9 protein-coding genes are annotated in these 13936 nt (G+C 31.8%); 5 read left to right on the forward strand and 4 right to left on the reverse strand.

What is annotated here, in order from left to right:
- Positions 1-30: 30 nt before the first annotated feature.
- The gene (locus tag FP421_RS01570; RefSeq protein ID WP_159946936.1) at positions 31-2562 is read left to right on the forward strand and encodes a M14 family zinc carboxypeptidase; all 2532 of its coding nucleotides are present in this window, start codon (positions 31-33) and stop codon (positions 2560-2562) included.
- 57 nt (positions 2563-2619) lie between these two features.
- Here the strand turns inward: FP421_RS01570 and FP421_RS01575 are convergent, their stop codons facing one another.
- The 4 genes from FP421_RS01575 to FP421_RS01590 form a co-directional block, all read right to left on the reverse strand.
- Entirely contained in the window at positions 2620-3507 is an 888-nt protein-coding gene (locus tag FP421_RS01575) for a dienelactone hydrolase family protein (protein WP_159946937.1), read from the reverse strand.
- A gap of 66 nt (positions 3508-3573) precedes the next feature.
- Positions 3574-4113 carry a sigma-70 family RNA polymerase sigma factor gene (locus tag FP421_RS01580; protein ID WP_159946938.1) on the reverse strand — a complete coding sequence of 180 codons (540 nt, stop codon included), beginning with the start codon at positions 4111-4113 and terminating at the stop codon, positions 3574-3576.
- A 348-nt stretch (positions 4114-4461) separates the two neighbouring features.
- Positions 4462-4989: a hypothetical protein gene (locus FP421_RS01585; RefSeq protein ID WP_159946939.1), complete on the reverse strand. Its 528-nt coding sequence runs from the start codon at positions 4987-4989 to the stop codon at positions 4462-4464.
- Between the two features lie 436 nt (positions 4990-5425).
- Positions 5426-8878: a methylmalonyl-CoA mutase family protein gene (locus FP421_RS01590; RefSeq protein ID WP_159946940.1), complete on the reverse strand. Its 3453-nt coding sequence runs from the start codon at positions 8876-8878 to the stop codon at positions 5426-5428.
- A 183-nt stretch (positions 8879-9061) separates the two neighbouring features.
- On the opposite strand from FP421_RS01590, the gene FP421_RS01595 reads away from it, so the two are divergent.
- From FP421_RS01595 to FP421_RS01610, 4 genes are all read left to right on the forward strand, one after another.
- Positions 9062-9604 carry a DUF4136 domain-containing protein gene (locus FP421_RS01595; RefSeq protein WP_159946942.1) on the forward strand — a complete coding sequence of 181 codons (543 nt, stop codon included), beginning with the start codon at positions 9062-9064 and terminating at the stop codon, positions 9602-9604.
- A gap of 56 nt (positions 9605-9660) precedes the next feature.
- Complete coding sequence (locus FP421_RS01600) at positions 9661-9825, forward strand: DUF5522 domain-containing protein (RefSeq protein ID WP_159946944.1); 165 nt, start codon at positions 9661-9663, stop codon at positions 9823-9825.
- 53 nt (positions 9826-9878) lie between these two features.
- Positions 9879-10583, forward strand: a complete 705-nt coding sequence (locus tag FP421_RS01605; RefSeq protein WP_159946946.1) for a DUF4197 domain-containing protein — start codon at positions 9879-9881, stop codon at positions 10581-10583.
- 175 nt (positions 10584-10758) lie between these two features.
- A complete protein-coding gene (locus FP421_RS01610; protein ID WP_159946948.1) occupies positions 10759-13932 on the forward strand; it encodes a SusC/RagA family TonB-linked outer membrane protein in 3174 nt (1057 codons plus the stop codon).
- Positions 13933-13936: the final 4 nt, after the last annotated feature.

The raw sequence follows: 13936 nt of genomic DNA on the forward strand, positions 1-13936 counted from the left end.
TTTTTAGCAGAGAAATGAACCAATCCTATTATGAAAATTAAGAACTCTTTTTTTACAATTATCATTATTTTGTTTTTAGTACAAACCCTAACAGCGCAAGACTATTATTTTAAAGACAAAGCACCTTTTAATACTAAGATTCCAACACCAGAAGAATATTTGGGTTATAAAATTGGTGAGCATCATACAAGACACGATTTAATTGTAAGTTATCTCACCAAATTGGCTGATGTTTCAGATAGAGCTTCTATAGAAATTTATGGATTAACTCACGAAAAAAGAAAATTGGTGATGTTTGCAGTATCATCAACCAAAAATTTACAGAATTTAGCATCCATACAAAAACAACATCTTGCTTTTTTAGATACCAATAAGAAAGTGAATAATTATGACGAGGTTCCTGTAATTATAAATTTAGGATACAATGTCCATGGAAATGAACCCTCAAGTTCTGAAGCTGCGTTGTTAACTGCCTATACATTGGTGGCTTCAAATAGCAAAGAAGTGTTGAATTACTTAGAGAACGCTGTAGTTTTTATTGATCCAACTATTAATCCTGATGGAAGAGATAGGCATACACAATGGGCGAATCAATATCAATCTAAAAATTTGGTTTCAGATAATATTGATGCAGAACACACAGAAGCATGGCCTAGAGGAAGAACCAATCATTATTGGTTTGATTTAAATAGAGATTGGTTGTTGGCAGTGCATCCTGAAAGTCAAGGAAAATTAAAATGGATACATTCTTGGTATCCGAATGTAGTGACCGATTTTCATGAAATGGGTACAAATAGTCATCACTTTTTTGAGCCTATGAAGCCTATTGGTTCTTGGGATCCTATTATGCCAAAAGAGAATTATGAAGATTTAAATAATTTATTTGCAAAGTATTTTTCAAAAGCTTTAGATGAGGTAGGTTCTTTATATTATACCAAAGAATCTTTTGACGGAACTTATCCAGGTTACGGATCTTCCTATCCAGATTTGCAAGGTGGTTTGGCGTTGTTATTTGAACAAGCTAGTTCTCGAGGTCATGTTCAAGACACAGATTATGGGAAAATTACGTTTCCTTTCACCATCAGAAATCAATACATATCTACGTTTGCAACTCTAAAAGCTGCAGTTGAGAATAAGACGTTTTTACGAGAATATCAACAAAAGTTTTTTAAAACAGCAGTAACAAAAAAAGCAAAATCGGGTTTTGCAGGTTATGAATTTGAAGAAAAATATGATAAAAACAGAGAAAAAGCATTTATAGACCAACTGTTAACCCATAAAATTAAAGTGTATAAAAATGGAGATAAATATACAGTTCCATTAAAACAGCCACAACAAAGAATGGTGCAAACCATGTTTGAAACCTACGAAAAATATAGAGATAGTGTTTTTTATGATGCCTCTGCTTGGAGTGTTGCCAACTTTTACAATATAAAATATAAAGGTGTAAAATCCGTGAAATTAGGAACTGAAATCACATCCACAGAAAAATTATTTTCAAACATAAAAATCTCAAAATCAGAATATGCCTACTTAATAGATTGGGACGATTACAATTCACCTGTAGCATTATACTATTTGCAATCTAAAGGATTAAAAGTTGCGTCAGCATTCAAGCCATTTTCAATAAATACTTCTCAAGGCGAACAGAGTTTTAATTATGGAAGTTTATTAATTCCTGTAAGTAAACAGAAATACAAGAGTGACAAAGTTTTTGAAATTGTAAAATTAGCCCAAGAAAAATTTGACATTCCAGTTTTTGGTACCAATAGCGGATTTAGCTTAAAGGGAATTGATTTAGGAAGTAATAATTTTAGAGTGTTAGAAAAACCAAAAGCAGCTTTGTTAATTGGTGAGGGTGTAAGTTCTTATGAAGCAGGAGAAGTTTGGCATTTGTTAGATACAAGAGTTCACATGCCTATTACCAAAATTAGAATGCAGAATTTTCGAAGAGCAGATTTAGATAAGTACAATACGTTGGTCATGGTTTCTGGGAGTTATCGTCAATTAGACTCTCTACAGAATGTAAAATTGAAGAATTGGACAGCAAAAGGAAACACCTTAATTACAATTGCAGGAGGTGCAAAATGGGCAATAGATAAAAAATTAGTGAAAGAAAGTTTAACAAAAAAGCCAAAAGAGAAAGACAAAAAAGAAACCAAAAGATTGCCTTATGTAGATGCTTCAGAACATAGAGGAAGAGAAAGAGTAGGAGGTGTAATATTTGAAGTAGATTTAGATGTTACTCATCCTTTAGGTTTTGGGTATCGTTCATCAAAATTGCCAGTTTATAAGAATAATATGGTGTTTTTAGCACCCAGTAAAAGTCCGTATGCAACAGTAGCAAAATATGCCGAGAATCCACATATAGATGGATTTGTTTCCAAGAATAATTTAGAGCATTTTATAAAACCTTCTGCTTCTTTATTGGTGAGCCCAATTGGTTCTGGAAGAGTTATACTATTTGCTGATAATCCAAATTTTAGAGGTGCTTGGTATGGAACGAATAAACTGTTTTTAAATGCTTTGTTTTTAGGTAGCAAAATTAGAGTGCCTAGGTAAATAAAAAGCATATTTAGATTTTTTTAAATGCGCTTTTTAATTAAGATTATTTAAATCTTATGTAAGATGGTTTTTGAAGAAATCAATCGTTCTTTTCCAAGATAACTCTGCAGCCTCCTTTTCATATCTTGGAGTTGTGTTGTTGTGGAATCCGTGGTTAGCATTTGGATAAAAATGAGCTGTATGTTCTATATTTTTAGCTTTTAAAACTTTTTCAAAAGCAGGCCAACCTGCATTTACTCTTTTATCTAACTCACCATATTGCAATAATAAAGGAGCTTTAATTTGTGCAGCCATTTCATCATTAGGTTGTCTGCCATAATAAGGTACAGCAGCTCCTAAACCTGATACTTGTACAGCCATCATATTAGAAATCCATCCTCCAAAGCAAAAACCTACAACACCAACTTTACCTGTACATTTTTTATGATTTTTTAGATAATTATACGCAGCTATAAAGTCTTCTAACATTTCTAAACGATCTCTTTTTCGTTGCATAGTTCTTCCTTCATCATCATTTCCTGGATAACCTCCTAAAGGAGATAAAGCATCTGGTGCTAATGTAATAAAACCCTCTAGTGCAGCAACTCTACCTGTATCTTTTATATACGGATTTAACCCTCTATTTTCATGCACAACCACAATGCCTGGGAGTTTTCCATCTTTATTTTTTGGGATAGATAATAAGCCATCAATTTTTTTTCCTCCTTTTGGAGAATCGTAAGTGATCATTGTAGAATCTAACCTTGGGTCATCTTCAGGAACAATAATAGAATCGATATAATTGGGTGAGATAAAGCTCAACAACGCTGGCAAAGTAATAGCTCCAACTGCATACATTGAGAGCTTTTCTAGAAATTGTTTTCTATTGATTTTATTATGTGCATAGTCATCATATAAATCAAAAACTTCTTGACTGATATCTTCTTTTTTTAATTGAATCATAATTGAGGGCTGTGTTAAATTGATTTCTCTAATATAATCAATTTTAATAATACACTAAGTTGAGTGTCAGTTGCAAACCTTACAGTCTTCTTTTTCTTGAATTTCGCCAACTAAGTTTCCTTTAGAATTCATTTCAAAACCACAACAATCCATAAAACCTTGTGCAATTAATTTTCGTGCACGTTGTATTTGTGATTTAGTTGTCGATAAACTTTGATTTAATTGATTGGCAACTTCCTGTTGTTTTAACCCTTTAATGTCTGATAAAAACAAAGGATTTCTGTATTTCTTAGGTAAATTTTTTAAAATACCTTGTAAACAATCTTTTTCTGTATGTGTGTTTTCAGAGATCTCAGTTTCACCTTTAAAATTGGCAATTTCAAAAGTTTGATTGGTTGTTTTCCAATAATCTAAAATGGAGTTTCTTGCCACAGTAAAACACCAAGGTTTTAGTTTTGTAATATCGTTTAAAGTATGGAGTTTAGTGTGAATTTTGATAAAAGTGTCCTGCAAAATATCATCAGCAATAGTAGTGTTTTTCACTTTGCTGATGATAAATCGTCTTAGGTCTTCAGAATAAGATGTCCAAACTTGTTGTGTGGTCATAATATTTAATTAGTCATAATTATGTCATTCCGAACGAAGAATGAGGAGGAATCTCAATAAAAAGATTTCTCAATTGTTGTTCATTTCGCAATGAGAATTCTTTAACAATTACAATTGTTACACTTACAGTTTTCGCAAGTACAATTTTTACAATCTCCAGTTACACAACTTTTACAATTACAAGTACATTCGTTTTTATATTTCATCATATTTGATTTAATGTTCATGTAATAGACAGTAAAACTTTAAAAAAGATGCAAGTTTATGTAAAAACTTTTCTTTTTTGTCATTCCGACCTTGTTGAGAAATCTATAGAATTGAGATTATATTTCGATTAAAATTACATAGCTATTTCGATCTCGAACCTACAAATTGATCAGATTTAACTTTAAACAGAACATTAAAAGTGGTTAAGCTTCCATAAATTCTGGTGATGTATTGTTGCAAATCAATTTTATCTTGATCGTCTAAGGTCTTACTTGAGTTAATTTTTTGCTCCATTACACGAATTCGATCTCTAACCATTACAATCTTATGAAAAAACGTATCAATAGGAATTTCTTTATCAGCTAAATTAGCATCAGCAGGTCTAAAAATTAACGTTCCGTTTTTCCATCTGTCTGCAATGGGTGCAATTTCTGTAACATCGCTCCATTTTTGTAATAAATTTTTAAGCGATTTTTCAACTTCATAAAAACTAATTGTGTCAACTTCATCTTCTACAACTTCAATGACTTCAAAATCGCTGTCAATGGCTATGGTTTCTAATCCGTCTTTTATAAAAGTTACCCAATAATGTTTGCTGGTAACGTTTGTGACAACTCCTGTTCCATATGTTGCGTGTTCTATTCTTGAACCTATTCCTAATAATTTCATTATGTATTTAATTTTAGCTAAAAATAAAAAAATCGAAGTTAACTTATTCGGTTTTTTGTGGAATTCTAAAGAGATTCCTTTTATAATTGAACTTAATAACCTTCAGGTTTTTAAAACCTGAAGTGTATATTATTAGATAAACACATAAAATAATTTTTACATTTTTCTACTAAATTGTCTCCCCCGTTTTAAACAAAGCTTCTGTAATTTGTCTTAATGAACAAATTTTGGTGGCTTCCTATAAATTATCCAAAAGATTTTTGTTTTAAATGGTAGCTTCCTGTATATCTTTTAATTTCTTTTGTGCTTTTCTCTATAAGAAGGAATATAGGAGATAAAAGGGAATAATTTGAGAATAAAAAATGATTTAGCTTTAAACCCTTCAGGTTTTCAAAACCGGAAGGGTTTCTTTTTTAGATTAGAACAATAATAGCTTCTACATATTTCTACGATACTGACCACCAACTTTAAATAAAGCTTCTGTAATTTGTCCTAAAGAACACATTTTTGTGGCTTCCATTAATTTATCAAATAAGTTTTCATTTTGAATGGCAGCTTCTTGAAGAATAGCAATTTGCTCTTTTACATTTTCTTCATTTGCTTTGTTGAGACACTCTTTTGTTTTAATCTGATTTTGCTTTTCTTGTTCAGTAGCACGAATCACTTCTGCAGGTTGCACAGTTGGTGATCCTTTAGAACTTAAAAATGTATTTACACCTATTATTGGGAAATCACCATTGTGTTTTAAGGTTTCATAATACAGGCTTTCTTCCTGAATTTTTGAACGTTGATACATGGTTTCCATAGCACCCAAAACACCACCTCTTTCTGTAATTCTATCAAATTCTTCTAAAACAGCTTCTTCAACCAAATCCGTTAATTCTTCTATAATGAACGAACCTTGAATTGGGTTTTCGTTTTTAGTTAATCCTAATTCTTTATTGATAATCAATTGAATCGCCATTGCTCTTCGCACAGATTCTTCTGTAGGCGTTGTAATCGCTTCATCGTAAGCATTGGTATGCAGAGAATTACAATTGTCATAAATGGCATACAAAGCTTGAAGTGTTGTTCTAATGTCATTAAAATCGATTTCCTGAGCGTGTAAAGAACGTCCAGAAGTCTGAATATGATATTTTAACATCTGTGCTCTTGGGTTGGCTCCGTATTTTAACTTCATCGCTTTTGCCCAAATTTTACGAGCAACTCTTCCAATTACTGCATATTCTGGATCTATCCCGTTTGAAAAGAAAAATGATAAATTCGGTCCAAATTTATTAATATCCATGCCACGTGATAAATAGTATTCAACGTAAGTAAATCCATTAGCTAAGGTTAATGCCAATTGTGTAATTGGGTTTGCGCCTGCTTCTGCAATATGATATCCAGAGATAGAAACTGAATAAAAATTACGGACTTGTTTTTCAATAAAATATTCTTGAACATCACCCATTAAACGTAAGGCAAATTCAGTAGAAAAGATACAGGTATTTTGAGCTTGATCTTCTTTTAAAATATCTGCTTGTACAGTTCCTCTAACTTGTGCTAAAGTTTCTGTTTTAATTTTTTGATACACTTCAGAAGGTAACACTTTATCACCAGTAATTCCTAGTAATAACAAACCTAAGCCATTATTTCCTTCAGGTAATTGCCCTTGATATTTTGGTCTTTCAATGCCTTTATTATCATAGAGCTCAGTCAGTTTTTCCTCAACTACATTTTCTAATTGATGTTCTTTGATGTATTTTTCGCAATTTTGATCAATAGCAGCATTCATAAAGAAACCCAACAACATGGGGGCAGGACCATTGATGGTCATTGAAACAGAAGTCATATGATGACTTAAATCAAAACCAGAATACAATTTTTTGGCATCGTCTAAACAACAAATAGAAACACCTGCATTTCCTATTTTACCATAAACATCAGGTCTGTGCCCTGGGTCATTTCCATATAAAGTCACAGAGTCAAATGCGGTTGACAAACGTTTTGCATCCATTCCTAAACTTACGTAATGAAAACGTCTGTTGGTTCTTTCTGGACCACCTTCTCCAGCAAACATTCTAGTAGGGTCTTCACCTGTTCTTTTAAAAGGATACAATCCAGAGGCATAAGGAAACTCTCCAGGAACGTTTTCTTGTAAATTCCATCGTAATAAATCTCCCCATGCTTGGTATTTTGGCAAACAAACTTTAGGTATTTGTGAGTGTGAAAGTGACTCACTGTGCGTTTCTATTTTTATTTCTTTATCTCGAACTTTAAACGAATAAATAGGGTTTTTATATTTCTGAACTTTCTCTTGCCAGTTTAAAATGATTTCCCAGTTATAAGGATTTAAGTTGAGTTTTACTTTTTCGAATTGAGCTAATAGTAGTTTGATGAACTCTTTATCGTTTTCATCCTGAACTTGTTTCAGGATCTCACCATTATCAAGTCCTGTTTTTATCAAAAGAGATTTCTCCATTTCAGTCGAAATGACATTCGTTAGCGTTAAAATTGTCTGGAAAATCCCATATAATTTTTGAGCAACGATAACTTGTTCATTAACTTTATCATCATAACTTCTGTTGTTTTCGGCAATTTCAGATAAATAACGTACTCTTTTTGGTGGAATCACATAAATCTTTTCAGACATTTCTTTGGTGATTTCCATGTCAGATTTTAAATCTGCACCTGACTTCTCAACCAACTTATCCATAATCGCTTTATACAACGAATTCATTCCAGGGTCATTAAATTGTGAGGCAATTGTACCAAAAACAGGCATGTCATCCATATGAACATCCCATAAATTATTGTTACGCATGTATTGCTTTTTCACATCACGAATCGCGTCTAAGGCTCCTCTTTTGTCAAACTTATTGATAGCAACTAAATCAGCAAAATCTAGCATATCAATCTTTTCTAATTGAGTTGCAGCACCAAATTCTGGAGTCATTACATACAAAGAAGTATCAGAATGTTCAATGATTTCTGTGTCTGATTGTCCAATTCCAGAAGTTTCTAAAATAATTAAATCAAACTCAGCAGCTTTTAAAACTTCTACGGCTTCATTTACATACTTAGATAAAGCTAAATTAGATTGGCGTGTTGCCAAAGAACGCATATAAACTCTAGAGTCATTGATAGCATTCATACGAATTCTATCACCTAAAAGTGCACCACCAGTTTTTCTTTTGGATGGATCTACAGAGATTAAACCAACAGTTTTGTTGGGGAAATCAATTAAAAAACGACGTACCAATTCATCAACTAAAGAAGATTTTCCTGCGCCACCAGTTCCAGTGATTCCCAAAACCGGAGTTTTGGAGTTTTTATTTTTTGCGTGAATTTTATCGAGTGTATCTTTAGCTATTTCAGGAAAATTTTCGGCAGAAGAGATTACTCTTGCTATTTTACCAGCTTCTTTTTTTGATAGCTTGTCAATATCAACGTTTAATTCATCACCTATAGCAAAATCAGATTGTTGAACTAAATCATTAATCATTCCTTGTAAACCTAATTCTCTTCCATCATCAGGAGAATAAATACGCGTAATTCCATAATCCATTAAAGCTGCAATTTCTTCAGGGAGAATTACTCCACCACCACCACCAAATATTTTGATATGACTAGCTCCTTTTTCTTGTAACAAATCATACATATATTTAAAGTACTCATTATGCCCACCTTGATAAGAAGTCATTGCAATTGCATTAACGTCTTCTTGAATAGCGCAATTCACAACTTCTTCAACACTTCTATCATGCCCTAAATGAATTACTTCTACACCAGTAGATTGTATAATTCTTCGCATAATATTGATGGCTGCATCGTGTCCGTCAAATAAAGAAGCAGCTGTTACAATACGTACTTTTTGTTTGGGTTTATAAGGTGGTATTTGTTTCATTCGTAATAAATGTTTGATTTTGAGCTGGCAATTTACGAAAATCTTAAAAAAATAAAGGATTCTTTAGGGTAATTAAAATTTCATTAACATAAAGCAGTTAACCAACAGCTACTTGGCATAATTATTGTTATAATTTTGATGTTGTAATTGCAATTTTACTTAATCTACATAAAATATTTTATCATGAAAAAAATACTTCTTTTACTTATAAGTTCTTCTATTTTAATGTCATGTAGTTCATTGAAAGTGTATACAGATTATGATGATAAAATAGATTTTAATCAATACAAAACATTTGCTTTTTACAAACCAGAGATAGATAAAGCTAAAATTTCAGATTTGGATAAAAAAAGAATTTTAAGAGCAATTGAGTCTGAATTGTTGGCGAAAGGTTTTACAAAATCTGACCAACCAGACATGTTAGTTGGAATTTTCACGAAATCTAGAGAAAGAGTTAATGTTAGTCAAAATAATAATATGGGCTTTGGCTGGGGTTGGGGCTGGAATCCATGGATGATGGGAGGAATGAATAATGTTAATGTCAATCAATTTACAGAAGGAACTTTATTTATTGATTTTATTGACAAAGAAAAAAAAGAGTTAATTTGGCAAGGTGTTGGTAGCGGTGCATTACGATTACAGAGTAAAGCAAAGAAAGAAGCAAGAATAAAGGAGTTTGTTAAAGAAATTATTACAAGATTTCCACCAGATGATAAAAACAAATAAAAGTTAGCGCTCAATAGAGCGCTTTTTTTATGAATTAAAGTGATATTTTTGCATCTATGTACAATCAGAGAATACCTTTAGAAGAGGGTGATTTTTATATAAATGAACAAGGATATAAAGTATTTACAGCACAATATCATCTTAAAAGAGGATATTGTTGCAAAAGTGGTTGTAAACATTGTCCTTATGGTTATGATAAAAGAACGGACACATTTAAATAAAAAAGTGACTTCTCAAAGAATATTGTTTCAAAAAAATAAATAAAACAATAAAAATGATAAAAAGAATTATAATTTTAATAGTTGCTGTTCAATTTGTTGGATGTGCAGAATTACAAAAAGTAGTTAATAATTTACCAAATGGAGGAGCACTTACTCAAGAACAAATAGGTAATGGATTAAGGCAAGCTTTAGATAATGGAATAAAAAACCAAGTTACTAAATTAACGGCTAAAGATGGTTTTTATAAAAATAAATTGGTTAAGATTTTATTACCTGAAGAATTACAGGCCGTAGACAAAGGGTTAAGAAAAATTGGTTTAGGAAATTTGGCAGATGAAGGTATTAAGGTATTAAATAGAGCTGCTGAAGATGCAGTAAAAACGGCAACACCAATTTTTGTAAATGCTGTGAAAGAGATTACTTTTAATGATGCTAAAAATATTTTGTTGGGAGATCAAAATGCGGCAACATCATATTTAAAATCAAAAACTTCAGAAAACTTGTATCAAAGTTTTACTCCTGTAATTGATAATTCTTTTTCTAAAGTAGGAGCGGATAAAGTTTGGAGTAATTTAATTACAAAGTATAATAGTATACCTTTTGTTAAAAAAGTAAATCCAGATTTAACCCAATATGTAACTCAAGAAGCTTTAAAAGGTGTTTTTACAATGATTGAAGTTGAAGAAAAAGGAATTCGTGAAAAAGTTGGCTTAAGAAATACAGCGTTATTAAAGCAAGTTTTTGCCTTACAAGATTAGGTTTTTTTAAAAAAATTCCATTATTCTTAAAATTTAATGGATTAATTAGTGTCTTGTGAAAATCTTAACAAAAATCCTGACATTGTTAAATTTTTATTAAAATAATGTGGATTATATTTTTTGTTTTAGTAAAATTTTAAGATTTTTGGCATAATTAATTCAAATAAATTATACAATGAAAACAAAGTTTAATGGAATTTTGACGCTATTACTGGCGCTTGTTGTGCAAGTTTCTTTTGCCCAACAAAAAACTATTTCCGGAACAGTATCTGATCCTTCAGGTCCTTTACCTGGGGTTAGTATTTTAATTAAAGGTACTGCTACAGGTACTGAAACAGATTTTGATGGTAAGTATACGATCAAAGCAAAATCAGGAGATGTTTTGGTTTTTAGGTACTTGGGGTACAAAGTTCTTGAGAAAAAAGTAGGAGCATCTAGTACAATAAACGTCTCTATGGAAGAGGATTCAAGCTCATTAGATGAGGTTGTAGTTGTGGCATATGGTTCTCAATCAAGAGCTTCGCTTACAGGGTCTGTGAGTGTTATTGGTTCTGAAGAAATTGAAAACGCTACTTACTCAAATCCTATTCAAGGGTTAGAAGGTTTAGCTTCTGGTTTAAGAGTAATACAATCAAGTGGTCAACCTGGTGCTGATCCTATCATTAGAATTAGAGGTTTTGGTTCTATTAACGCAGATAGTGCTCCACTTATCGTTTTAGATGGGGTTCCTTATACTGGTGCTTTAAGTAGTATTAATCCTCAAGATATTGCTTCGACTACCATTTTAAAAGATGCATCTTCTACTTCGTTATATGGTAACAAAGCGTCAAATGGTGTTTTATTAATTACCACAAAAACAGGTAAGAGTAACAAAACTCAGATAAGTATTGATACTAGAGTTGGTATTACTCAAAGAGGAGCCAAAGAGTATAATATTACAAAAACAACTGGTGAATTTTATGAAATGTATCACAGCATACTTGCAAACTCTGAGTTTTATGCTCAAGGGCAAGCAGGTACTCCTGTAACCATTGGTGCTGCCAGACAAACTGCTTCAAATAATCTTATTGGTGAATTAGGTTATAATGTTTATGATGTATCAGATGCGACTATAATTGACCCAACTACAGGTAAGTTAAATAGTTCTGCAAGATTACAGGTAAACGACAGATGGGATGATGTATTATTTAGAGATGCAGCAAGCTTTAGTTCTACTAACCTTAATATTTCAGGAGGTTCTCAAGACATAACTTATTATTTTTCTTTAGGAACACAAACTGATAATGGATATACTGTTGGAAGTAGTTTTAAAAGAAGTACTGCTCGTTTAAAGGTAAACGCTAAGAAGATTGCAAATATAGTTTCTTTAAGTGGAGATGTTGCATACTCAAAATCAAATAGTAGAGCAGTTCCTAGTGATGGTACTACTTCTTTCAATAATACTTTTTCTTGGACAAGAAGAATTGCTCCTATTTATCCTGCATTTCAATATGATGAAAATTGGAATCCTGTCCTAAATCCTAATAATCCAAATGGATTTGCCTATGACTTTGGTAATGTTCAAGTTTTTCCTAGCGGAGCAACAAGAGGTCCTAGAAACTATGCTCCAGGAGAACATCCTCTTGCTGTGATAGATAATACTATTGAAACTAATGAAAGAGATAATTTTAACGCTGCTTTCAGAGCTAAAGTTGATTTACCTTTAGGTATTAAATTTGAATATGTAGCAAACCTTTTAACAGAAGTAGATAAAGGTATAGATTTTACGGGTCCTGGTGCAGGTGCGTTTGCTTTGTCTAATAATGGTTTGTTGTTTAATAACAGAGATAATTTTTCAGCATTTACAAACCAACAATTATTAACATGGAAAAAAGATTTTGGACGTCATAGTATTGATGCACTTTTAGGTCATGAAACATACGTAGAGTCATTTACAACATTAGGTGTAAATAAAAGAAATCTTATCAGTGGATTTAGCCCAGTATTAGACAATACTTCCGTATATGTAAGTGCATCTAATTATAATACAAATTACACAACAGAAGGTTATTTCTCTAGATTTATTTATGGTTTAGATAATAATTATTTCTTAAACTTAACAGCTAGGTATGACGCTTCTTCAGTATTTCATCCAGATTCTCGTTGGGGAGCCTTTTGGTCTGCAGGTGCTTCATGGGTAATGAGTAATGAGGATTTCTTAAAAGATTCAGATGTAATTAATTATGCAAAATTAGCTGTAAACTATGGTACTACTGGTAATGATAGAATCTTTTATCAAACAGGTGGAAGAAATCTTGTAGCTTACGAAAACCAATATGTAGTTGATGAAAATAATGGAGAATTAACACAAACTCTATTCAGTTTAGGAAATAAAGACATTACTTGGGAAAAAGCAGCAAGTTTAGATGTTGCTTACGAAATGAGCCTTTTTAATAGAGTTAATCTTTCATTAGGATATTTTAGAAAAAGTTCAGAAGATCTTTTATTTAACAACCCACTTCAATTATCAACTGGTCAAGCAACTAGTCCAGAGAATTTTGGTTCTATGGTAAATAGTGGTTTTGAGTTCGAAGTTGCAGTTAGTGCAGTAAAAAAGGAAAACTTTAATGTAAACATTAACGCAAACCTTTCTACGCTTAATAATGAAATTACAGAACTACCAAGAGATTCTATACCAGCTGGTAACTTTAGAAGAGTGGTTGGAAAAAGTTTATTTGACTATTTTATGGTTAGATCTGCAGGTGTTGATCCAGCAAATGGTGATGCTTTATATTACACAAAAGATGCAAATGGTCAGGAAATTACAACTACAGATTACGCTGATGCAGCTGAAAATGGTAGAGAATTTTTAGATAAAAGAGCAATACCTACAATTACAGGTGGTTTTGGAACAAGTATACAGGTAGGTGATTTTTCACTTGGACTTCAGTTTGCGTATCAATTGGGAGGTTATGGTATAGATAATGAATACTTTAGTTTATTTAACCAAACAAATAATGTTACAAATATCGCAGATTATGATAAAACTTGGACGTTTGACAATCAAACAGCTAGCTTACCTAGAGTTGATCCTTTAAGCCCAAACCAATATAGACTTTCTGATTTATACTTAGTGGACTTAAGTTATTTAAGTTTAAGTAATATTAACTTAGGATATGTTCTTCAAAATGAAGCAATCAAGAAATATCATATTGATAGTATTCGATTTTATGGAACTGTAAACAATGCTTTTTTATTATATAGTGCTAGACAAGGTTATGATCCTCGTTTAAATTCAGTTGGATCTTCTTCTGCTGAATATGGAGCTAATAGAACAATAGCTTTTGGATTAAATATTAATCTTAATTAATAAA

This window comes from Polaribacter septentrionalilitoris, assembly GCF_009832745.1.
GTDB classification, from domain to species: Bacteria; Bacteroidota; Bacteroidia; order Flavobacteriales; family Flavobacteriaceae; genus Polaribacter; species Polaribacter septentrionalilitoris.